This window comes from Novosphingobium sp. fls2-241-R2A-195 (assembly GCF_030209485.1).
Taxonomy (GTDB): domain Bacteria; phylum Pseudomonadota; class Alphaproteobacteria; order Sphingomonadales; family Sphingomonadaceae; genus Novosphingobium; species Novosphingobium resinovorum.
This window is the reverse complement of sequence record NZ_JARVRY010000003.1, coordinates 232151-254910: the sequence shown is the minus strand read 5'-3', so window position 1 is coordinate 254910 and position 22760 is coordinate 232151. Positions and strand designations below refer to the sequence as shown.

General features: G+C 66.0%; 14 protein-coding genes. 4 read left to right on the top strand and 10 right to left on the bottom strand.

The window, feature by feature from the left end; genetic code table 11:
• Positions 1-743: 743 nt before the first annotated feature.
• Positions 744-3026 (top strand): TonB-dependent receptor, encoded by a 2283-nt coding sequence (locus QRN25_RS03135; protein WP_285017409.1) that lies wholly within the window; start codon positions 744-746, stop codon positions 3024-3026.
• A gap of 9 nt (positions 3027-3035) precedes the next feature.
• Here QRN25_RS03135 and QRN25_RS03130 read toward each other — a convergent pair whose 3' ends face one another.
• On the bottom strand, positions 3036-4091 hold the full coding sequence (locus QRN25_RS03130; protein WP_285017408.1) for a FecR family protein: 1056 nt from the start codon (positions 4089-4091) through the stop codon (positions 3036-3038).
• The gene (locus tag QRN25_RS03125; protein ID WP_285017407.1) at positions 4088-4678 is read right to left on the bottom strand and encodes an RNA polymerase sigma factor; all 591 of its coding nucleotides are present in this window, start codon (positions 4676-4678) and stop codon (positions 4088-4090) included. The genes QRN25_RS03130 and QRN25_RS03125 overlap by 4 nt, the downstream gene beginning before the upstream one ends.
• 105 nt (positions 4679-4783) lie before the next feature.
• On the opposite strand from QRN25_RS03125, the gene QRN25_RS03120 reads away from it, so the two are divergent.
• From QRN25_RS03120 to QRN25_RS03110, 3 genes are all read left to right on the top strand, one after another.
• Complete coding sequence (locus QRN25_RS03120; RefSeq protein WP_285017406.1) at positions 4784-7117, top strand: TonB-dependent receptor; 2334 nt, start codon at positions 4784-4786, stop codon at positions 7115-7117.
• A gap of 80 nt (positions 7118-7197) precedes the next feature.
• A complete protein-coding gene (locus tag QRN25_RS03115; RefSeq protein ID WP_285017405.1) occupies positions 7198-8658 on the top strand; it encodes an amidohydrolase in 1461 nt (486 codons plus the stop codon).
• A 217-nt stretch (positions 8659-8875) separates the two neighbouring features.
• Positions 8876-10912, top strand: a complete 2037-nt coding sequence (locus QRN25_RS03110; RefSeq protein ID WP_285017404.1) for a putative bifunctional diguanylate cyclase/phosphodiesterase — start codon at positions 8876-8878, stop codon at positions 10910-10912.
• Positions 10913-11084: 172 nt separating this feature from the next.
• On the opposite strand, the gene yaaA is transcribed toward QRN25_RS03110, so the two are convergent.
• The 8 genes from yaaA to QRN25_RS03070 all read right to left on the bottom strand — a co-directional run bounded on the left by yaaA (position 11085) and on the right by QRN25_RS03070 (position 22757).
• The gene (gene yaaA, locus QRN25_RS03105; protein WP_285017403.1) at positions 11085-11837 is read right to left on the bottom strand and encodes a peroxide stress protein YaaA; all 753 of its coding nucleotides are present in this window, start codon (positions 11835-11837) and stop codon (positions 11085-11087) included.
• 44 nt (positions 11838-11881) lie between these two features.
• Positions 11882-12643: a FadR/GntR family transcriptional regulator gene (locus tag QRN25_RS03100; RefSeq protein ID WP_285017402.1), complete on the bottom strand. Its 762-nt coding sequence runs from the start codon at positions 12641-12643 to the stop codon at positions 11882-11884.
• A 50-nt stretch (positions 12644-12693) separates the two neighbouring features.
• A complete protein-coding gene (locus QRN25_RS03095; RefSeq protein ID WP_285017401.1) occupies positions 12694-13602 on the bottom strand; it encodes a sugar kinase in 909 nt (302 codons plus the stop codon).
• Between the two features lie 11 nt (positions 13603-13613).
• The gene (gene manD, locus QRN25_RS03090) at positions 13614-14822 is read right to left on the bottom strand and encodes a D-mannonate dehydratase ManD (RefSeq protein WP_285017400.1); all 1209 of its coding nucleotides are present in this window, start codon (positions 14820-14822) and stop codon (positions 13614-13616) included.
• 184 nt (positions 14823-15006) lie between these two features.
• Positions 15007-16416, bottom strand: a complete 1410-nt coding sequence (locus QRN25_RS03085) for a carboxylesterase/lipase family protein (protein ID WP_285017399.1) — start codon at positions 16414-16416, stop codon at positions 15007-15009.
• 25 nt (positions 16417-16441) lie between these two features.
• Positions 16442-17749 carry an alpha/beta hydrolase family protein gene (locus QRN25_RS03080; RefSeq protein ID WP_285017398.1) on the bottom strand — a complete coding sequence of 436 codons (1308 nt, stop codon included), beginning with the start codon at positions 17747-17749 and terminating at the stop codon, positions 16442-16444.
• Positions 17750-17842: 93 nt separating this feature from the next.
• The gene (locus QRN25_RS03075; RefSeq protein ID WP_285017397.1) at positions 17843-20092 is read right to left on the bottom strand and encodes a TonB-dependent receptor; all 2250 of its coding nucleotides are present in this window, start codon (positions 20090-20092) and stop codon (positions 17843-17845) included.
• Between the two features lie 265 nt (positions 20093-20357).
• A complete protein-coding gene (locus QRN25_RS03070; RefSeq protein ID WP_285017396.1) occupies positions 20358-22757 on the bottom strand; it encodes a glycoside hydrolase family 31 protein in 2400 nt (799 codons plus the stop codon).
• Positions 22758-22760 lie beyond the last annotated feature (3 nt).

Below are 22760 nucleotides of genomic sequence, written 5' to 3'. Positions count from 1 at the left end.
GAACTCCGGGAGCCGATACCTGCACTATGTAAAACGTATGGTTACGTTAGGACATGTATTGGCATCGGCTTGCTTTAAACTGGTACTCCCGGCCCGAAGACCCGAAAGACCAGGCGCCGTCGCCCACATGTCCCTTCATCTAAACCTACAATGTCAAAGAGCGAACCAGCCTTGCGAGCCAGCCCCGCCGAACAGTAAAGCCGGACAACCAAGCATCCCTCGTTCTTGCGATCGGGGGAACTAGCTGTCCGTCTGTGTTGGCGACCGTAGCAGAAGCGTGCTCCGCTGCGGTGAAGCGGCCTCTAAGGGGGGCTTCTGATTCGGTCAACACTCAATTTTCAAAAATGTTTTCAACAGGGGCCAACAGCACCAAGGCAGACTGCGAGCCGGCAAGCCCAGCGCCAAACCCCTTCCAGCTTTTGCTTGAAGCGTGTCGCTGATGCCGATAGCCACGCCGCCACAGGGAATTATGGCTCAATTGCCGGGAAAACTTCGGGTTGCGTGCTAGCATAGCGAATGCCGTCTGTGCGTTCGCAGTCCTCATTTGGTCGGCGACCGGAGCCTTCGCCAGGAACGGGGAACTGAACGTCCCTGCGCTTCCGCTGTCCCGCGCCGTAGCGTCGCTGGGGCAGCAGGCCGGAGTTCAGATCCTGGTCAACGCGCCCGGTAGCGAGGCGCGGCGCACGCATGCCGTACACGGCCATATGACTCCGGCCGAAGCGTTGACGCGAATGACCCGCGGCATGGGTCTGTCCGTTCGTGCCGTCGCCCCCGGCGTATATCTGATCGCAAAGACGCCGCCTGTCCGCAAAGTGCTGCAACCCCGGCCTCCAGCCCCAGTCCCCGAACCTCCCGAAATTCTCGTTTCTGCACGGCGTCGCCCCGAACTGGAGCGCGACGTGCCGCTGGTCGTGACCCATCTCGACAATTCGGCGCTGCAGCACGCGGCCGTTCGCACCCTGGCGGACGTGGCGCGCATAACTCCGGGTTTCGTCGCCACCGGCCAGACCAGCAGCGCCACGCCGCTTCTGGTGATGCGCGGCCAGCGGCGATCGATCAGCGACGAGAACCGGTTGCCGCTCGTCGTCTATCAGGACGAAGTGCCCCTGCCCAATCAGGCAGCACTTTCGCCGCTGTTCGACATCGCTTCGGTCGAAGTGCTGCGCGGCGCCCAAGGGACGCTGTTCGGGCGGAACGCCACCAGCGGCGCTGTACTGCTGCGCTCGGTACAACCGGGCGAAGGCATAGCCTCCTACGTCGAAGGCGAAATCGGTAACTACGGATTGCACCGCGTCGAAGCGGCGGTCGAATTGCCCGCGTCCGGCCCCTTCTCGCTTCGCGTATCGGGCCAGCAGGTACGGCGCGAGGGCTATACGCGCCTGTTCGGCGGCGGACGTGCGGACGATGTGCATACCGATGCGATACGGGCAGTGCTGCGTTTCGATCCGGGCGGACCGCTGCGCTCCACCACCAGCTTCGACATGCTCGATGCCGAGGAAAAAGGCGCCGCGTTGATCCTCGCAGGCGTCTACGCGGGAGGAAGCGTGCGCGACGCGCAGAACGCTCCCTACTTCGATTGCGGAACGGGCGCCTGCGACATCGACGGCTATTTCGAGACCCAGCAGACGCTGGGCCGCCGCACCTCCCAGTCCGGCTTGGCGCCATCCTTCCGACGACGGTTTCGCGGCATCGGCAACATCACCGAGTATGGCGAGGGCGACCTGCTGATCCGCAACATCGTCGGCCTCAGGACGACCGACCTGCACTACACGCTCGATGGAGACGGAACGCCGCTGCCGATCAACGATTCCGTCACCGATGCCCGGCTGCGCCAGTGGAGCGAAGAACTGCAGGTGCAGGGAAAGAGCGGCAGCCTGCGCTATATCGGCGGACTGTTCTATCTGGACAGTGCGCCGGACGGTTCGGTAGTACAGACCCTGTCGCGACTGGTGCGGCCTGACAATCCGCCGTCACACATCGCGAGCTACCAGACTTTCCGCAGCGCTGCGATCTTCGGCCAGGTCACCGCTTCGCTCGCCCCCGCCCTGACTGCCGATCTCGGATTGCGGTATACCGGCGAATGGATCGGCGGCTGCGCGCTGCGGTCCGCCGCGGCCAAGCCGTTGTCAGAACGCCAATGCCTCGACGAGGGTGGAACCAGGGCGCGGGCACGATCGCGGCGGCTCACCTGGACGCTGGCGCTGACCCGTAGGCTGGGAGACAGCAGCCTCTACGCCACCAGCCGCCGCGCGTTTCGTTCGGGCGGCTACAACACGCCGGCGCTCGGCGGGTTACTGGCGGCGTTCCAGACTTTCCGGCCCGAGACGCTGACCGACTTCGAGATCGGGGCCAAAGGGCGCTGGAGTTTTGGGGGGATCAGCGGCTCCTACGCGGTGGCGGCCTATGTCGGGTTCTACGACGACGTGCAGCGCGCCCTGTTTCCCGATGTCGATTTCGATGGGGACGGCGAACTGACGACCGACCCCATCACCCTCTACATCAATAGCGCGAAAGCCCGGGTCGCGGGAGCAGACGGTGAGTTTTCAGCGAACCTGGGAACCCGTACCCGGCTGACCCTCAGCGCCTCGTGGATCGACGCGCGTTATACCCGGATCGATGCCCCCACCGCCCTGACCTCGCTTTTGGGCACGGACCCGCTGCACAACCGCTTCACATATACGCCGACGTTCGGCGGATCGGTGTTCCTATCGCACGATCTTCCCTTGCCCGTAGGGCTCGGAACTCTCGCTCTTGGCGCAGACTACGCGTGGGTGAGCAGTGTCCGGCTGACAGAAAGGCCGACTGAATCTTTCGCGCGGCAGCCCGCCTACGGGCTGCTTGGCGCTTCGATCACATGGCGTCGGCCGGGCGGATTGCCGGTAGATATGGAATTGTGGGGCCGCAACCTCACCGACCGGTTCTACGTGAGCGGCGGCGGGACGCTCAATCCGGCTTATACGGCGGCAACGATCATTCCCGGGCCGCCCCGCACGATCGGCATGCGGCTGCGTTACAGTTTTGAGTGACCCGCCCCCTTACGGCGCGACGAGTTCGGCGCGCGTGACGCTTTCGTTCTCGACGCGGGCGATCCCGGCCAGTTCGAGGCTCTGCAGGAACCCGCGCGTCACCCCGATGCGGAATGTCCCGCTGATGGGACGACGCGCAAGCTGCGGGCTGGAGACGATGATCTCCTGCGGACTGTAGCGGTTGATCTCGGCCACGGCCTGCTCCAGCGGCACGCGATCGAAGCTCAGGACGCCCGAGCGCCAGGATAGCTGGCGGTCCACGGCGACCTCGGCCATGCGGTAGGCACCGCCCTGCCACACGAGTTCCTGCCCGGGATGAAGAACGGTGGACTGGGCCTCACGGCCCTGCCCTGCCGGCATGTCGATGCGCACGCGGCCTTCTGCAAGCGTGACCGTGACGCGGTCACCGGTGTCCCTCACAGCGAAGGCCGTGCCCAGCGCGGTCACCCGGACGCCTCCGGCCGAGACGACGAAAGGCTTGCGCGGGTTCTTGGCGACTTCGAAGAACGCCTCACCGCTGCGGATGGTCGTGCTGCGCCCGGTTTCGCTTTCCGAAACGGCGAGCACGGTCGAAGTGTTGGCGGTGATCGCCGTGCCGTCCGTCATGCGGAAGATGCTCTGCTGCCCCACGCCGGTCGAGATCACGTGGCTGTCCGCCTCTGCCAGCGCGGTCGGGGCGTTCCCGCCGTCACCCCGGTAATGCTGGAAAGCCAGCCCGCCGACCAGGACGGCCAACGCGAGCCCCGCCGCCATCGCCGGGCGTGCCCAGGCATGGCGGTCGCGGCGATTGGCAAGCGCCCGCTCGCGGATTTCGAGGATGCGGGCGTCGGCGCGCATAGCCCCGGTGCCGTCCCAGGCCCGCTCCACCCGCGCCCAGGCGATGCGGTGCGCTTCGTCGCGGGCGTGCCAGCTTTCGAAGTCCTCGTAGTCCTGCGGCGTCGCCTTGGGCGAACGGAAGATGCTGAAATAGGCAGCGGCAGTCGCTTCGGGCGAATCGATCCTTTCCAGCGCGCGGCCATCGAACGGGCGGTCGTCGAACGGGAGGTTGTCGGCGGATTTGCTCATGGCAGATCCCTCGCGGCGAGGAAGCGGATCGCCTTCATGATGTTGCGCCCGACCGCGCTGGTCGAGATGCCGAGGTGCCGTCCGATCGCATCGTAGGACATCTCCTCGAAGCGGTGCAGCACGAAGACGTCGCGCGTCAGTTCGGGCATTTCCTCCAATGCATTGGCGAGCCGATCGACGTCCTCACGGCCGCGCAGCACGCGTTCGGGGGTGAGGTCGTCCACCGGGTGCAGCGCTTCGGTCAGCTCGTGATGCGCGCCGCGATGACGGACCGTATCGCGCCGCGCCCGGTCGGTCAGAACACTCGCTGCGACCTGGAAGAGGTAGCCTTCGACATTGGCGATCGGGTCCGCCTGCCCACGCACGTGCATGCGGACCAGCACGTCCTGCACGAGATCGTCGACATCCACCGGGTTCGCCCGCTTGGCGATATAACGGCGCAGGGCGGGCACGTGCACCGACAGGTCGGGCACCTGCCGGCGGCCCTCGACATGCTTTTCCTGCGGTGTCCTGCGCAACGAGAAAATCGGATCAGCCCTTCGGTCCAATGCCCGGCCTCCATAGCCGCGCAGGCTGCGGAAGGTCATCCGATATATTTTTTCACGGGCAGCGAATGATCCGTGCGCCTTTGCGTCTTGCGCATATCGGCCTGCGATCAGGGACAGGCCGGACAACCATGGGGTAACACACCAATGACCTGTCGCAGCCTTTCGGCTCTACTTCTCGCGTCCACCGTTCTTGCCATCGCCGCGCCCGCGCAGGCCCAGTCCGACACTGCCGCTCAAAACCTCGACCAGCCCGGCGGCGACATCGTCGTTACCGCGCGCCGCCGCGAGGAAAGCGCCCAGACCGTCCCCGTCTCGGTCACCGCGTTCAACTCCGAGATGCTGCGCGAGAAGGCCGTCGTCTCCACGCAGGACCTGACCTACACCACCCCCGGCCTCAACGTCGCGCCGCAGACCTCGCGCGATACCCCCTCGATCGTGATCCGCGGCCAGCGCCGCGCGACGGCAGGCGCGGCCGCGCCTTCGGTCGTGACCTACTTCGCCGACGTGCCGCTGCCCAACGAAGGCAGCATCGTGCCGACCTTCGACATCGGCTCGATCCAGGTGCTCAAGGGTCCGCAGGGCACCCTCTTCGGCCGCAACACCACCGGCGGCGCACTCCTGCTTTACCCCGTCGCGCCCGACTATGATTTCGCCGGTTACGGACAGGTCACGCTCGGCTCGTACAACGAGACGACCTTCGAGGGCGCCGTCAACGTGCCGATCGTCGCGGACCGTGTTGCCCTGCGCGTCGCAGGCCAGATCGCCCGCCGCGACGGCTACACCAAGAACCACGGCAACGGCGGCGATCTCGACGACCGCCACAACGACGCCTTCCGCGCCTCGCTCCTGATCGAGCCGGTCGACGGACTGAAGAACACCACCGTGTTCGACTGGTATCGCGCCCGTGAGAACGGCACCGGCACCGTGCTCAACGGCGTCTACCCGAACCCGGCCGTCAGCGGCGGCGGCACCGCGCGCACGGCGGCGAACCGTCCCTACTTCGACTGCGGCGTCGCGGGCTGCGACATCGACATCGCGCTGGCCGAACAGCAGGCGGCGGGCGTGCGCGACGTCAGCACGAGCATCGATCCCTATTCGAACCGCACCTTCTGGGGCGTGGCCAACACCTCCGAACTGGAAGTCGGCAAGGTCACCTTCAAGAACATCTTCGGCTACCGCCGCAGCAAGGTCGCGGCCGCCCGTGACATGGACGGCACCTACCTCGCGCTTTACGACGGCGTTTCCAACACCGACGTCGAGCAGGTCTCGAACGAGTTCCAGATCCTCGGCTCGCTGCTGAACGACCGCCTCGACTGGATCGTCGGCGCCTTCTACCTCAAGAGCGACCCGACCGGCGTGAACGGCAGCGTCACCTACTCGGCGGTGATCCCGGGCAGGACCTTCACCTACAACGAGAACTACAATTCCTCGACCAGCAAGGCGCTGTTCGGGCAGGTCGGCTATGCCTTCGGCGGCTTCGCGGAAGGGCTGCGCTTCAACGGCGGCTTCCGTTACACCTGGGACAAGTCGAGCGGCTGCTCGGTTGCGGCGCTCGACACGGCCGACCGCATCGGGCCTGACGCCTGCGCCACGCAGGGCGGCAAGACCGGTTCGGAAAGCTCCAAGGCCCCGACCTGGACCGTCGGTTTCGACTACAAGGTCAACGACGACCTGTTCCTCTACATCACCAACCGGCGCGGCTACCGCTCGGCGGGCTACAACCAGAGCGGCATGTCTTCGTACTTTGACGGCTTCGAGACGTTCCAGCCCGAGAAGGTCACCGACTACGAGGCCGGTATCAAGAGCAGCTGGGAAATCGGCGGCGTGAAGGGCCGCTTCAACATCGCGGCCTACACCAGCAAGTACAACAACATCCAGCGCTCGATCTTCCCCGGCGCGGACTTCGACGGCGACGGCAACTCGGCCAACGATCCGAGCAGCCTGATCATCAACGCCGCCAAGGCGACGATCAAGGGCACCGAGTTCGACTTCTCGGTCACCCCGGTCGGCGGCTTCACGCTGTCGGGCTTCGGCGCTTACACCGATGCCAAGTACGACGAGTACGATGCACCCGCAGCCTTCATCCCGCTGCTGGGCAACAACCCGGTGAACAACAAGTTCTCCTACACGCCCAAGTGGACCATCGGCGGCGGTGCGCGCTACGCGACGTACCTGGGCAACTTCGCCGAGATGGTGTTCAACGCCAACTGGTTCCACAGCGCCAAGGTCTGGTACGTCGAGCGTCCGCTGGACACCAACGGCATCCAGAAGGCCTACGACACCGTCAACCTCAAGCTGGACTTCAACAACATCGAGGATCGCGGCATCGACCTCGGCTTCTTCGTGCGTAACCTGTTCGACGTGACGTATGCTGCTGCCGGCGGTGTCGTCACCCCGTCGGTGACTTCGACCACGCTCGTCTACAACGAACCGCGCGTGTTCGGTGCCCAGCTGCGCATGTCGTTCGGCAAGCGCTGATCCCCTGCCCGCCTGCGCGGATCGCCATGATCCGCGCAGGCACCCCTTTCGATACGACCCTTCGATGAGGATGTAGCCCGATGAAATCCCGTCTTCGTACCGCCCTGCTCTCCCTTTCCGCGCTCGCTTCCACCCCAGCAATAGCGGAACCGCTGGCCGATGCCGACCGCACCGCGATCCTCGCCGAAGTCGATCGCGGCGCTCCCGCGATGGCGCGCAATGCATTGCAGATCTGGTCCTGGGCCGAAGTCGGCTTCCAGGAGACCAAAAGCTCGGGGCTTCTCCAGAAGGACCTCAAGGCGGCAGGCTTCAAGGTGACCGCCGGTGTCGCAGGCATGCCCACCGCCTTCGTCGCCAGCTTCAAGAACGGAGACGGCCCGGTCATCGGCATCCTCGCCGAGTACGACGCCCTTCCCGGCCTCGCCCAGGCGGCCGAGCCTGAGCGCCACGTCATCGACGGGATCGCCGGTCATGCCTGCGGTCACAACCTGTTCGGCGCCGCCTCGGTCGCGGCGGCGATCGCCACCAAGAACTGGATGGTCGCGCACGGCATCAAGGGCGAACTGCGGGTCTACGGCGCGCCCGCCGAAGAGGGCGGATCGGGCAAGGTCTTCCTCGTCCGCTCCGGTCTGACCCAGGACGTTTCCGCCATGCTGCACTGGCACGCGGGCGACGGCTATAGCGCCATGCAGGGCCATGCACTTGCGAACGTCAGCGCCAAGTTCCGCTTCCACGGCCTCGCCTCGCACGCCGCCGCCGCGCCCGAGCGCGGGCGCTCCGCGCTCGACGGCGTCGAGGCGATGGACAACATGGTCAACATGATGCGCGAGCACGTGCCGCAGGAAACGCGCATCCACTACGTCATCACCGATGGCGGCAAGGCCCCCAATGTCGTGCCCGACACCGCCGAGGTCTACTACTACGTGCGCCACCCCGACCAGCAGCAGGTCGCCGACATCATGGAGCGCGTGAAGAAGGCCGCCGAAGGCGCCGCGCTCGGCACCGGCACCACGGTCGAGTACGACCAGATCGGCGGCACCTTCGACCTGCTTCCCAACGACACGCTGGGCCACGTGATGTACGACAACCTCAAGCAGGTTCCGCTGCCCACCTATACCGCGCAGGAACAGGCGTTCATCGACAAGATCGCGGCCACCCTGCCCAAGGGCGGCCGCAAGCGCACCACCGGGGTCGAGCCCTATTCCAGCGGCGAGATCATGTCCGCCTCCACCGACGTCGGCGATGTCAGCTACACCACGCCCACGGCGGGCATGTCGGCGGGCACCTGGGCGCCCGGCACGCCGCCGCACAGCTGGCAGGCGGTCGCCGCCAGCGGCAACAGCGTCGGCACCAAGGGCGCCGAAGTGGCCGCCAAGACCTTGGCCCTGACCGCCGCGCAGCTGTTCCAGAGCCCGGACACGCTGGCCGCTGCGAAGAAGGAGCTGGACGAACGGCGCGGACCGGACTTCGTCTACCGCTCGCTGCTCGGCGACAAGGCACCCTCGCTCGACTATCGCAAGGCGCCTGCCTCAAAGAATTGACCGGACCCATCCTGACCCCGGTTCCGCGCAAGTGTGCGGAACCGGGTCTTTTTTCTCATTATGACATTTCAATGACTATTAATGACAGTCAAGTAACTGTCCTTATTAGATTTTCTTAGGAAATTCGCGTTAACCTCTCGCTCAATGGCACGGGAATGGGGAATTCCCGGCACAATTCGGGTGCGAGATGTTCAACGTTAATTCGAAGTTCGGGCGCATGTTCGCGTCTCTCGAGACGCGGCTGGTGGGCGCGCTTACGCTGATCGTGGTGTTTACGGTCCTGCTGCAGGTCGTGACCCAGCGAGAAGCCTACGCCCTGCGCGAACAGAGCGATGCGCTGATCCAGACCTCCGCCATCGCCGAGAACGCAGACCAGTTCGCCGACGCGGTCGCCAAGCTGCGCATGGCCACCAATCGGGGCCTGATGGCCAGCGAGACCGGCGGCAGCAGCGACGAACTTACCGACCAGGCCATCGGCATCGGCGACCAACTCGGCCGTCTCCGCAATAGCGGCATGGTGTTCTACGACGCGCCGCAAGCGGGCAATCCCTTCGCCGACCTCGACCGGCACGTCGCCGAAATCCTCGAAGTCCAGAAGCACGGCGCCACGCGCTCGCTTGCCCGCCGGATCGAGGCCCGCAATGTCGCGATGGGCGAATTCGCCGACGGCATCGTCGATCGAGCCCATGCCCAGCGCCGCAGCGCGCAGCAGCAGCTCGTCGCCTCGGTCGGGCGCTGGCAACTGCTGGTGCTGGCGACCGGGCTGGTGACGATCCTCGTCGTGCTGCTCGCCCTGTTCGACATCTCCCGCAATATCCTGCCGGCGATCCGCCGGATGCACGGCAACGTCCAGCGCCTTGCCGACGGCGACCTCGACATCGAGATCGGCACGTTCCGCCTCAAGGAACTGCAGGCGCTGTCGCACCCGCTGGAAACCTTCCGCCAGAACGCCCGCGCGGTGAAGAACCTCGCCTTCAGCGACCCCGCCACCGGGATGCCCAACCGCCGCGCTTTCCTCGAAACGTTCGGCAAGCTGCTGGCGATCGGCGGCGAGCGGCGCTTTGCCTGCATGGTCATCGACATAGATCGCTTCAAGCACGTCAACGACGACTACGGCCATGCCGCCGGTGACGACCTCGTGCGCCTGATCGGCGAACGGGTGAAGGACCACCTCGGCAGCGAGAGCGTCGTGGCCCGCATCGGCGGCGACGAATTCGCCGTCTCCATGCCGTTGGCCGAAGGAAAGCAGGGTTTCGTCCTCGCCTCGGGCCTTGTCGATGCGGTCCGCGCGCCTTTCAGCCTTGGCGGTTATGCGGTCGCGGTCACCTGCTCGATGGGCGTGGTCGATGTCACCGCAGGCGACGAAGCACAGGACGTGGACGACATCCTGCGCAACGCCGACATGGCGCTCTATGCCTCCAAGAAGAGCGGCCGCAACTGTGCCACCGCCTTCGACCTCGCCATGGCGCAGGAACGTTCGATCGACCGCGCGCTGGAAAAGGACCTCGAATTCGCCTTCGAGCGTGATCAACTGCGCATGGTCTATCAGCCGATCCACTCGGTCGTCGACGACGCGCGCGAGGTCGAGGCACTGGTCCGCTGGCGGCATCCCGAACTCGGCGATGTCCCACCCTCCAGCTTCATCCCGGCCGCCGAGCGCAGCGGGCTGATGGTGCGGCTCGGCGAATGGATCATCGAGCGCGCGCTGGCCGATTTCGCGCAGTGGCCCGACATGTTCCTCAGCATCAACCTGTCGCCGCTGCAGTTGCAGCACGAAGGATTCAGCGGCTTCCTGCTGGACGCCTGCCGCCGTAACGGCATCGTTCCGCAGCGCCTGTTCCTGGAAGTGACCGAATCGCTGTCGATCGAGCGGAACACGCGGGCACTGCTGACGCTCAACCTGCTGCGCACGCTGGGCTTCCGCATCGCGCTCGACGATTTCGGCACCGGCTACTCGTCGCTGTCGATGGTCAAGAGCTTCAAGTTCGACCGCATGAAGCTGGACCGCAGCCTCGTCATGGACCTCGGGCAGGACCCGGCCTCGGTGGCGGTGCTGGAAGCGGCGGTCACCATGGCCCGCCACGTCGGCGCCGAAGTGGTCGCCGAAGGGATCAGCGAGGCGCACCTGATCGGCGCGACGAAGTCGGCCGGGTGCACCCACCTTCAGGGCTACTACTACAGCAAGCCGATCGAGGCGGGCGAAGTCCTCGGCTACTTCGCGAATGCGGGGGACGATCTCGCGCAGGTAGCCTAAGAGGCTGTTTGGAAATTCGCTGCAGGCGAATTTCGCGGCACCGGCCCGCTCCCCCACCCGACTACCCTCAGGATACTACCGTTGGGTGGTCGGGTGGGGGAGTGGGCCGGTGCCGCAAGGAAATGCCCGGATGGGCATTTTCCATTAACTGCCGAAGGCAGCGGCGTCCCCGTCAGGCGCGCGTGAAGCGCCAGCGGTCGGCATCGCTCTCCTCGGCATCGAAGCGGTAGCCGTCGGTGTCAAAGCCGCGCATCGCATCGACGTCGGTGATGTAGTGCTCGCACATCCAGCGCGCCATCATGCCGCGCGCGCGCTTGGCGTTGAAGCTGATGAAGCGGGGACCGTTGGGGCCCGGCTCGCGGAACTCGACCTCGATCACCCGGATGCCGGAAAGGCGCCCGGAAACGGCCGCGAAATACTCCTGGCTGGCAAGGTTGAGCACGACGCCCGATCCCTCCTCGGCCACCTGCTCGCGCAGCAGCGCGGCGATGCGGTCGCCCCACCAGTCGGTCAGGCTTTTGTGACGCGGCGCCCAGCGAGTGCCCATTTCGAGGCGGTAGGGCTTGATCGTGTCGAGCGGGCGCAGCAGCCCGTAGAGCCCAGAAAGCATGCGCAAGTGATCCTGCGCGAAGGTCACACCCGGCTCGTCCAGCGTATGCGCCTCGAACCCGGTGTAGACGTCTCCGGCGAAGGCGAACAGCGCCTGCCGCTCGGGCAGTTCGGGGAAGTCGCGAAAACGGTCGGCGTTCAGCTTCGCCAGACGCGGCGAGATATGCATCAGCTCAGAAAGGCGCTTCTGCGTGAGGTTCGCGGCCGAGCGCGCAAGGCTGGTCGCCTCCTCCACGAAGTGCGGAGTAGAAACGGCGAGCGGCGGCAGCACGCGCTCAAAATCGAGCGTCTTGGCGGGAGACAGAAGGGCAATCATCGTGCCGAGCGGTAGCGAGCACCGGCAGGCGCGTCAAATGCCCTTCAGTGCGAAACACCGGCCAGCGGGCTACGGGCGATCCGCCGTCGCTTTTCGCCAATCTCCTGCTTGGCTTTCTCGATCAACTGGAGTTCGGTGACGGCCAGCAGGTCCTCCGACACGCGCATCAGATGGGCGCGCATGGCGGAGCGCGCCTGCTCCGAATCGCGCTCGACGAGCGCGTCGTAGACCCGGCGGTGCTCGTCGGGACGCGGGTTGATGCCGACCTGCCGAGCCTGCTCGAACATGTGGCGGCACAGCGGCGACTGTTCACGCAAATCCCACAAGTGTTCGACGGTCTGGGCGACCAGAGAGCTTTGCGTGCCCTCTGCAATGGCCATGTGGAACTGCCGGTCGAGCGCCAGTTCCTCCGCCGTCGCGGGGTCCAGAGCTTCCATGCGTTCGAGGATTTCGCCGACGCGCGCCACTTCCTCGTCGGACATGACCGTGGCCGCAAGCGCCGCCGCCTCGCCCTCGAACATGATGCGCGCCTCGATCAGTTCGAAGGCGCCGACGTTGAGTTCGGCCGGGGTGCGGTCGGTGGGCATTTCCTCTGCCACATAGACGCCCGAGCCGTGGCGCACTTCCACCAGCTGGCGGATTTCAAGGGCGATCATCGCCTCACGAATGGTGGGGCGGCTGACCTGGAATTGCTCGGCCAGGTCACGCTCGGCAGGCAACCGGCTGCCTGCCGCATATTGCCCGCTCCTGATGCCCTGTTCGATCTCCTGCGCCACGCGCTGGTAAAGTTTCAAGCGTTCCGCCATGCATCCTTGAATGTCACAAGCGGCACGCACTCGCAAGTCATCTTACCACTTCATCCAAGCGCATAAGGCGCGGCCTCGTCGAGCGGCGGGATCGCGCCGCGCCGCATGACGTTCCAGCCGGCCAGGCGGTGCCCCGCCAGCGCCGCTTCCGACACCGCGATACCCTGCATACGTGCCGCGAGATAACCACCATTGAAGGCATCGCCGGCGCCGCTGGTATCGACCGGTCTCAGCGTGCTCGGCACCGGGCAGGCTTCGCCACCGGGCAGGAGGCAACCTTCGGCACCCAGCTTCACCACGACTTCACTGCAACCCAGACGCTGCCAATGCGCGGCGACTTCCTGCGGCGATCCGGCGCCGTCCAGCGCCGCCTCGTCCTCGAAAGTCGGCAGGCCGATGTCGGCGAAGGCGATCGCCTTGTCGCGGATCTGCACAGCCGCCTCGGGTGATTCCCATAGGCGCGGGCGATAGTTGCCGTCGAACGCGACCAGACCGCCGCGATCACGCACCCGCCCGACCAGCCGAAGCAGATCCTGACGCCCCTGCGGTGGCAGGATCGCCAGCGAAATCAGTGAGAAGCACAGGAGGTCCGCCGTTTCGGCGACGTCCATCGCCCCATCCACCGCTTCCAGTTCGAACAGGGCGCGGGCTGCGCTCGCCTCGCGCCAGTACGTGAAGCTGCGCTCTCCCGAAGGATCGGTGGTGATCGCATAAAGCCCGGCCTGCCGCGTCGGGTGCCGCAGCACGAGGCCGCAGTCGATGCCCTCTGCCGACCATGCCGTTCGCAGCCCCTCGCTGAAGGCATCCGTGCCCAGCGCGGTCATGTAGGCGACATGATGCCCGGCGCGGGCGAGGTGGATCGCGGTGTTCAGCGTGTCACCGCCGAACCCCACGCTCCATGCGTCCGCCGAGCCGGACAGTTCCACCATCGCCTCGCCCAGGCAGACGATCCTTGCCATGACGCCGGCCCTTACCAGCTCCACATGGTCCCGTCTTCCAACCGGGCGACCGGCAGGTAGGCGGGCTTGTAGGGATACTTGGCGGCCAGTTCCTCGTCGATGTCGACGCCGTGGCCCGGGGTCTCGCCGCAGAACAGCTCGCCCGCCTCGAACGTGTAGTCGTGCGGGAAGACTGCGTCGGTCTCCTCGGTGTGGCGCATGTATTCCTGGATACCGAAGTTCGGGACCCAGGTGTCGAAGTGCAACGCCGTGCCCATCGTGACGGGCGAGAGGTCGGTGGCGCCGTGGCTGCCGGTGCGGATCTGGTAGAGCGCGGCAAGGTCAGCGATGCGGCGCAAGTGCGTGACGCCGCCCGCGCTGACGATCGTGCAGCGGATGTAGTCGATCAGCTGGTTCTGGATCAGATCCTTGGCGTCCCAGATCGTGTTGAAGATCTCGCCCACGGCCAGCGGAGTGACGGTGTGCTGGCGGATCAGCTTGAACGCTTCCTGGTTCTCGGCCTGCGTCACGTCCTCCAGCCAGAACAGCTGGTAGGGCTCCAGCATCTTGCCAAGGTTGGCTGCTTCCTGCGGGGTGTAACGGTGGTGACCGTCATGCAGGAGGTGATGGTCGAAGCCGTAGGTCTCGCGCAGCTTCTCGAACAGCTTGGGCACGTAGTTCAGCGCCTTGCGCGTGTCCCAGCCGGTGACCGAGGGGAGCGCGGCGTCGGCCGGTTCGTAGAACAGCTTGCCCCGGCCGACGCCGTAGGCATCCTTGATGCCCGGCACGCCGGTCTGCGCGCGGATCGCCTTATAGCCGAGGTCGATGTACTGGCCGACCGCGTCGACGGTTTCGGCAATGTCGCTGCCGTTGGCATGCCCATAGCACATGACGCCGTCGCGGCTGCGGCCACCGAGCAGCTGGTAGAGCGGCATGCCCGCCATCTTGGCCTTGATGTCCCACAGCGCGACGTCGACGGCGGCAATCGCGCGCATCGTTACCGGGCCGCGACGCCAGTAGGCGCCCTTGTACAGATACTGCCAGATATCCTCGATCCGGCGCGGGTCCATGCCGACGATGCAGGGGATGACGTGATCTTCGAGATATGCAACGACGGCCTTCTCGCGCCCGTTCATCGTCGCGTCGCCGATGCCGTAGACCCCCTGATCGGTCACGATCTTGAGCGTCACGAAATTGCGACCGGGGCAGGTCACGATGACCTTGGCCGAAGTGATCTTCACTGGTGATCTCCCTTGAGAGCCGGACGGACCCTTGCCCGCACTGACTCGCCTTTCTCCACCTTCATATTGGCCTTACCTCATTGATGCAATACATCAGATGACTCCTGAATGTCAGAAAAAAGCCGGACGGTCTTGGAAGACCGCCCGGCAAAGTCCTGCCGTCAGGGCAGGTTGGGAGAGAGTGTCAGGGAGCAAAGGTCGCCCAGGGATCAGCGGCGACGCGGGTGGTGCCGTCCGCCGCGAAGTCCATCATCTGGCCGCCCGCTCCGGCATAGCCCGGCCACTGCGGCACAGTCTGGCCGTTCGGGTTACCGGTCTTCACGAAGTTGGCGATGTACGTCGCGATCGTGTGGCCCATCGCCTGGTCGGCGGGACGGGTCTTCGCGCCGTACTTGATATCCACGGTGTCGAAGAAATAGGGCAGGTCGTCGGCATGGATGGCGCCGTCGCTTTTGGGCGTGACCGCCGCATCGGACACGTAGGAGAAGCGGTAGTACCACGTCGGCACGCCCTGCCCGGCGATGGTCCCGGCAAGGTCGCGCGCGCCCGCGATCATCATGCCATCCCTGCCGCCGAGGTCGCCGCTGGTCGCGCCGATGATGGTCGGCACCTTGGCGAAGCGCCCCGCCTTGTAGGCCGCCGCCACGTCCGTCGCCGCGTCGCCCAGCGGGAACGGCGAGGAGAACGTGCGCGGCCCTCCGGTCAGAACGGTGCCCAGCTTGATGTCCCCGGTGACGCTGCGCGCAGGGATAGCACGCAGTTTGGCCAGCGCCTGCGGATCGTTGGCCGCCACACCCTCGGCCTTGCCGAAGGCGAGGCCGATCGCCTCGGCATCCTTGAGCGTGGAAGCCTTGATCGCCGATCCGCTGCCGCCCGACATGATCACCGCGCGCTGGAACAGGTCCTTGCCCTGCGTCGCCGGAGCCGTAACGAGGTTATGGACCGACATGCCGCCAGCACTCTCGCCCATGATGGTGATGTTCTGCGGGTCGCCGCCGAAGGCCGCGACGTTGCGCTTGATCCACTCCATAGCCGCGATCTGGTCCATGAAGCCGTAATTGGCGAAGCGCCCGCCGTCCTCCTTCGCCCTCGTCAGCGCCGGATGCGCGAAAGTCCCGAAGCGACCTAGGCGGTAGTTGAAACTGACGACCATGACGCCCTGCTGCGCAAGGCGCGTGCCCGTGTAGATGAGGCGCGAGGCCGAGCCATTCACGAAGCCGCCGCCATAGATCCACACCAGCACCGGCAGCTTGGCCGCCTCGCCCGAGGGCCGCCAGACGTTGACGTAGAGGCAATCCTCCGACGGTGCCGAACCCGGCGGCAGCGGCACCGCATTGTAGTTCTGCATACAGTCGTGGCCATAAGCTGCCCCGTCACGCACTCCGTCCCACTTCGCGGCGGGCTGAGGCGCGCGCCAGCGCAAGTCGCCCACCGGCGGCGCGGCGAAGGGGATGCCCTTGAACGCGGTCACGCCATCGGCATCGACGCCCGAGACCTTGCCTTGCTCCACCGCGACCTGCGGCGGCAGCACGTCGTCGGCATGGCCAGCGGAGGCGAGGGTCAGCAGACCCAGCGTGATCGTCAACTTTCGCATTGTCATCTCCCGGTTGCGCGGATGCTCAGGAAGCAGGTTTGAATTCCAGCGACATGCCTGTCGCCTTGTTGGGCTGGAAGCCCTTCCACAAGGTGGCCTCCGGAGCGCCGGGGCTGTAGCCCGAATAGCGGCCGCCGGGTGCATCGGGCCACTTGCCCGCGTTGGAGTCCACCACCAGTCCGTCCATGTAGGCGGCCTTGCCCTCGTCGCCCTTGACCGTGCGGTCGAGGAAGGCGGTGATGAAATGCGCCTGCACTGCCAGCAACCGGTCCTTGCGCCAGACGGCGTCCTCGAACCACTCGAAGTCCCAGAACTTCGCACGGGCTTCGGGCGGGGCACCGGTCAGGGCGATGCTGTGCCCGGCCTCTCGGAAAGTCAGGAGATAGCGCAGAGCGTGGACCTGCGCTTCGAACAGGCTGCGTACACCGGGCTCGTAGCCGACCGCCTTGTCCTGACTGCCGACGATGTAGAGCGTGGGCGCGGTGATCGCCGCCACGCCGGGCGCCGTCCATGGCTGCAGCCCCGGCGCGCCGCCCGCAGGCGCGATCACGACGACGGCCTTGAGATTCGGCACCTTGAGCGTGGCGGCCTTGGCGGCGCCCTTTACATAAGGCCGAAGCACGCCGCGCGTCCTGCTCGCCATGACGGGATCGAGCGGCGCTCCGGCAGCGGTGAGCACGCCGTAGCCGCCCATCGAATAGCCGACGAGCGCCGTGCGGCCGACGTCAGCGGCGGCGAAGACACCCTCCCCGCGCCCGGCCAGACGCGCCGCCTCCGACGCCACGAACGCGATGTCGAGCGGACGGCGGGAGAGCGGCCCTGCCCTCGCGGCATCGGTGCGGATGCTGATCGCCGGATCGCGGAAGGCCGGCGCGGCGACGATGTAGCCCTTGCTGGCAAGGTTCTCGCCCAGCCAGGCCAGCACTTCGGGGCTGTTGCTATAGCCATGCGCGAGGATCACGAGCGGGAAGCGCCCCTTCGCGACGGCGACATTCTCTGCGGCCACGCCGGGAACGGTAAACAGCACGTCCTTTCCGTCCTCTCCGGGAAGAGGCGTACGATAGGTGATCGGAGCGCCGCCGGCAGCAGCGGGATACCACAGGCGAACCGTCAGGTGGCGGTCGACTTTCGCGGGCTTGTCGGCCCCCTGAAGAGGCTCAAGTTGCCCCGGCTGCACCAGTTCGATCGTGCTCGTGCCGACTGGCAGGCTGCCGAGCGCAGCCAGTTCCGGCGCGTCGGGTCCGGGAATGGTGGGCGAGGCGGGCTCCTGCCCGGCGGCGATCGCCAGCGGAGCGGCAGCGGCGAGTGTCAGAGGCAGCAGCACGCGGAGCATCGTCATCCCCCTCACGGAAAATCGGGGGTGCAGACCTTGCGCTGCCTGCACCCCCGGAAAAAATCGGGGGCGACCTGCGCCCCCGATCCTGCTTCAGAAATTCAGGTTGAACCGGACCCCGCCGTAGCGGCGGAAGTCACGCGGGAGGATCGCGTTGGCGGCTGCACTGTTTCCGAAGAAGCTCGCGCGGTTGATGATGGTGGCGTAATACTGCTGGTCGAACACGTTGTTCACGAAGGCGACCACTTCCCAGGCCTTGTCCTCGGCGCGAACGCCGATCCCCAGGTTGACGATGTGGAACGCGTCCATCTGGGTCGCCGGGTCGTTGGCATGGGTCGCGCTCTGGTACTGCCAGCTGACCTGAGCGACACCGCGCAGGCTGTCGGTCAGTGCGGGCGTGAAGTCCGCGCTGGCCTGCAGGTTCCAGGTGGGCGAGGTCAGCCGCTCACCGGTCAGATCCTGGCTCTTGACCGACCCTCCGGTGCAACCCTGCGCTGCGGTCTGACCGACATAGCACGCGGCGCCTTCGAACGAGGTGTACTTGGCATCAAGATACGTACCCGCTGCGCTCAGCGTCAGATCCTGCGCCGGACGCAGGAAGATCTCGGTCTCGATACCCCGGGTGCGCAGGCCGCCCACGTTGGTGAGACGGAAGTACTGCGTATCGCCGACCGTTTCGATCTGCTGCGCCTGCAGGTTCTTGTAAGTGGTGTTGAACAGCGTGACGTTGAGCGTCACGGCGCGGTCGAGGAACTGGCTGCGCAGGCCCAGCTCCCAATCCTTCGACGTCTCGGGCTTGATCGCGCCCGCCGCCGCGCGGGTGGCGTTGAAGCCGGTCGACAGATCGTAGGTCTGACCCTTGTAGCCCGTGGCGAACGTGCCGAACATGCTGATGTCAGGCGTAAATTCGTAGCGGGCGCTGGCCTTGTAGGTGTCGGCGGTGTCGCTGGCGTTGCCCGACCAGTAGCCATTGCCGTTGTAGATGTCGTTGAAGGTGTACGACACCTTCTCGTTCTGCAGACGCGCGCCGCCGGTCAGCGTCAGGCCCTGCACCAGTTCCCAGTCCGCCTGCACGAAACCGGCGATCTGGCGCTGCTTGGCCGTCGCGAACCACTGTGCAAGCGAGAAGTCCGGCCCGCGATAGAACGGGCGGTTGAAGCTGGTGTCGGCGAAGTAGACGCCGACGGTATAGCGGAACTTGTCTTCCGCAGGCGACTGGAGGCGCACTTCCTGCGTCACCATTTCGGAGTTGAAGGTGCCGCGCTCGATGTTGTTGCCGTCGATCGGGGCGACGGTCTGGTCCTGGTCGACGAAGTCGTGCAGCTTGAAGCGGTCGTAGGACGTGATCGAGGTCAGCGTCATGTCGCCGATGCCGAATTCGCCGCGCAGGTAGCCGCCGTAACCGTGGTAATTGGTGCCCGAATCGACGTTGTCGACGACCTGCTGGTTGTCGGGGCCGACCGTGATGCCCGGCAGCGCAACGTCAGCCGTATACCCGGCCCGGCCGCGATAGAGCGCGCCGCTTGCAAGGTTGATGAACGGCATGCCCGAGTGGGTTTCACCGTCATTGTAGTTGGCCGCCAGGGTGATCGCGACGTCGCTGCTGGGCTCCCACTTCAGCTTGCCACGGAAGCTGGAGGCCTGGCGGCTGTTGACGTCCTTGTTCAGCGTGATGTTCCGGACATTACCGTCCCACCACGAGTAGCTGCCCGACACGATGAAGCCGAGGGTATCGGTGAGCGGGCCGGAGACGCTGAAGCTGCTGGCGACTTCGTCGTCGCTGGTCACCTTGCCATTGACGCGCATTTCCAGCTTGTCGGTGGGTCCACGGGTGATGAGGTTGATGAGGCCCGCCGAAGCGGCCTTGCCGTAGAGGGTGCTCTGGGGGCCGCGCAGCACTTCGAGGCGCTCCACGTCGGGCAGGTCGGTGAAGGCGCGCGCCTGGAAGGCCAGCGGCACTTCGTCGATCAGCACCGCGACGCTGGGCTCGACGCCGATGCCGAAGGCATAGGTGCCGACGCCGCGCAGCGAGATATTGGCGCTCTGCGGCTGCTGCGCCGGGTTGATGCGCAGCGAGGGGGCGACCTTGTAGAGATCCTGGAAACCGCTGACACCGGCGGTCTGCAGCTTGCCGGGCGCCACGACCGAAACGGCCAGCGGCACTTCCTGCACGCTTTCGGAGCGCTTGTTGGCGGTCACGATGATGTCGCCGCCGTAGTTGTCGGCCGCGCCGGACTGGGCGGCGGCGGGGGCCGGAGCCGCATCCTGCGCCATCACAGGCACGGCGAGCGCGCCGGCGCCCGCGATGATCGTGGTTGCGCAGAGGTGATGCCAAAGTTTCATCTATTTTCTCCTCCCCTTCGTCCAGCGAAGGTCATCCCAGCGGCTTTGTCAGCCTGTGGTCAGCGGATTATCAACTGACCTTACCAATGGCAATAAATGTTTTGCTCTATTCGCGGAATTTATATCGCCTCTAAAAGGCGAGCAGCAGACAGGCAGCAGAACATTCCGAAGAGCCAACTCTCCGGAGCGTCCGATTTCGTCGATAAATCTAGGTTTTCAGCCATTCCGCTTTGAAGAAGAGCTGTGCAGACCAACCTTCACGCGGTCAGGCCACCGTTATGCGCACACCGCTGCGGCCGTCATGTTCTGCCGGCGGGCCTTCGTAGCCATCGACCACCAGCTTGCGCGAATCGCCGATCGGCAGGAGCAGTGTGATGGTGCCATTCCCGAAGACGCCCTCGCCAGTGCGCTCGACCGTCACAGTGACTTCGTCGGCAGTGGCCCGGCAAGTGCCGCTCCACACATCGGCGTCGCCGTAACCCTCGCCATCGTCCTCGTGGAAGGACCACGCAGCGCTGTCACCGCGCGTCGGCGGGAACAGCCAGAGCCCCCGCTCGAACGCGCCAGGCTGCACCCCGCCTTGGGCGAGATCGACCGGAATCGCGCTGCCCGCACGGGCGAGCACCGGCGGCAGGCCGTCGAGAGGCGCCGCGAGGGTGACGGCCCCTCCGCCCACGTGAACGGCGCCGGTCCAGGGGTCGATCCAGTCGGCTGCAGCAGGCAAGGTCGTCCCGACGGTATCGACGCCCTCCTCACAGGCGAGAACGACCAGCAGGTCGCGGCCCAGCAGATGCGCATCATCGTCGGTCCAGGCTGCGGCATCTTCGGGGAAGTCCAGCCAGAGCGGGCGCGAAACCGGCTCGTAATCGCGGTGATAGCGCCAGAGCAGGTCCGAGAAATACGGGATCAGCGTCTGGCGCAGCGCCATCAGGCGGCGCATCGCGGGAAGCTGCTCGGGGTACATCCAGGGTTCGTTGACGCTGGCATCGTCGTTCCAGCTGTGGATCGAGAAGCGCGGCATCAGCACGCCCGCCTGCACCCAGCGCAGGAACAGTTCCGGCTCCGGCTTGCGGCCTGCGAACCCGCCCACGTCATGACCGCTATTGGAAACGCCCGAAAGGGCCAGCCCTAGCCCCATCTTGGCATTGTAGCGGATGGTCTTCCAGTCAGTGCGGTTGTCGCCCGTCCAGGTCTGCGCGTAGCGATGGAGCCCCGCCATGCCGCTCCGCGTCACCACATAGGGACGGCGCACCGCGTCATGCTCCACCTGAGCCCGGCGCGAGGCGCGCATCATCAGCAGCGACTGCAGCGGCCGCGCCTCGGCGGCCGGACGCGGCGTGCCGAAGAAATCGAAAAGCGCCCGCCGGTCCCACACGCCATATTCGTTATTGTCGTTCCACGTCGAACGGATACCGTAATCGAGCAGCGCCGCCTTCACCTGCGCCCGCCACCAGGCCGCACCTTCGGACTTGGTCAGGTCGATGAAGGAGCCCAGTTCGTCCCAGAACTGCACCTCGATCGGCGTGCCATCGGCGTCGGCGACCAGCAGCCCGGCCTCAGCCAGTTCGGCGAAGCGCGGATGGTCGCGCAGGAACGCAGGCTTGATGTTGGGCACCAGTTCGATCCCCGCCGCGCGGTAGCTCTCGACGAAGGCAGCGGGATCGGGGAACTTGTCGCGGTTCCAGTTGAAGACGTAGCGCTTCGGCCCGATCGAAGTGTAGCCCGAGGACAAGTGGAACGAGGTGCAGCCGATGTCGTGCTCCTCCAGCTTGTCCACGAACTCCTGCATCCGCGCCTGCGCATCGGGGGCGTCGGTATAAGTCATCGTCGAGCCGGAATAGCCCAGCGCCCAGCGCGGCATCAGCGCGGGGCGGCCGGTCAGCCACGTGAAACGGCGCGTCACCGCCAGCGCGTCAGGCCCGGCGATCATGTAGAGATCGAGGTCACCGCTATCCGCCACGACCGAGCGATAATGGCCGTGGTAGTTGTCCAGCTCCTCGCCAAGATCGACGGTGACGTCCGCCATGATGTCGTAGAACGCGCCGTGGCAGACGTTCTGCGCATCGGCGACGAGCAGGTAGGGGATCGTCTTGTAGAGCGGGTCCGAACTCTCCGCATCGTAGCCCATAGGGTCGAGGTTGGTCATGCGCAGGCGACGCCCCGCCCGGTCCATGCCGCCCGAACGCTCGCCAAGACCGTAGTAGCGCTCGCCCGCCGGACGCGCGACGTAGTGCGAGACACGGCCGTCCCACCAGCCGAAATCATAGCTCTGCGTCGGGCGATCGGCCATCATCAGCTGCCATCCGTCACCGGCGCGCTGCTCCCAGCCGCAGTGGAAACCGTCGAGGCGGATCGTCAGGCGGATGCGCGCGGTCTCGATCACCAGCGTGCCGTCGGCGTCGTCGAGGCGGTAGTCGGGGCAGGCGAAGCCCTCCACGCTCATGCGGTCGCGGCCGGGCTCGGCGACGTCCTCGGCGCCGGGCGCGACGGCCCAGCTCGGCGGCCCCTTCACGGTGCCTTCGGGGAGCAGGAGCAGGCGCACGACGTCCTCCTCCAGCACGAAGACATGCGCGACGGCGGCGGTATCGCTGCGCAGGGTTATGCGGCCGGTATCGCGCTCGGCGACGTGGAACAGCGGCGGGCGGGAGAGGGTCGCTTGACGCATGAA

What these genes read in the sequence shown, in the direction of transcription:
- QRN25_RS03135 (WP_285017409.1), top strand. Translation starts at nt 744, where the DNA reads ATGGGTCTGTCCGTTCGTGCCGTCGCCCCCGGCGTATATCTGATCGCA.
- QRN25_RS03130 (WP_285017408.1), bottom strand. Translation starts at nt 4,091, where the DNA reads ATGAGCAAATCCGCCGACAACCTCCCGTTCGACGACCGCCCGTTCGAT.
- QRN25_RS03125 (WP_285017407.1), bottom strand. Translation starts at nt 4,678, where the DNA reads ATGACCTTCCGCAGCCTGCGCGGCTATGGAGGCCGGGCATTGGACCGA.
- QRN25_RS03120 (WP_285017406.1), top strand. Translation starts at nt 4,784, where the DNA reads ATGACCTGTCGCAGCCTTTCGGCTCTACTTCTCGCGTCCACCGTTCTT.
- QRN25_RS03115 (WP_285017405.1), top strand. Translation starts at nt 7,198, where the DNA reads ATGAAATCCCGTCTTCGTACCGCCCTGCTCTCCCTTTCCGCGCTCGCT.
- QRN25_RS03110 (WP_285017404.1), top strand. Translation starts at nt 8,876, where the DNA reads ATGTTCGCGTCTCTCGAGACGCGGCTGGTGGGCGCGCTTACGCTGATC.
- yaaA (WP_285017403.1), bottom strand. Translation starts at nt 11,837, where the DNA reads ATGATTGCCCTTCTGTCTCCCGCCAAGACGCTCGATTTTGAGCGCGTG.
- QRN25_RS03100 (WP_285017402.1), bottom strand. Translation starts at nt 12,643, where the DNA reads ATGGCGGAACGCTTGAAACTTTACCAGCGCGTGGCGCAGGAGATCGAA.
- QRN25_RS03095 (WP_285017401.1), bottom strand. Translation starts at nt 13,602, where the DNA reads ATGGCAAGGATCGTCTGCCTGGGCGAGGCGATGGTGGAACTGTCCGGC.
- QRN25_RS03085 (WP_285017399.1), bottom strand. Translation starts at nt 16,416, where the DNA reads ATGCGAAAGTTGACGATCACGCTGGGTCTGCTGACCCTCGCCTCCGCT.
- QRN25_RS03080 (WP_285017398.1), bottom strand. Translation starts at nt 17,749, where the DNA reads ATGCTCCGCGTGCTGCTGCCTCTGACACTCGCCGCTGCCGCTCCGCTG.
- QRN25_RS03075 (WP_285017397.1), bottom strand. Translation starts at nt 20,092, where the DNA reads ATGAAACTTTGGCATCACCTCTGCGCAACCACGATCATCGCGGGCGCC.
- QRN25_RS03070 (WP_285017396.1), bottom strand. Translation starts at nt 22,757, where the DNA reads ATGCGTCAAGCGACCCTCTCCCGCCCGCCGCTGTTCCACGTCGCCGAG.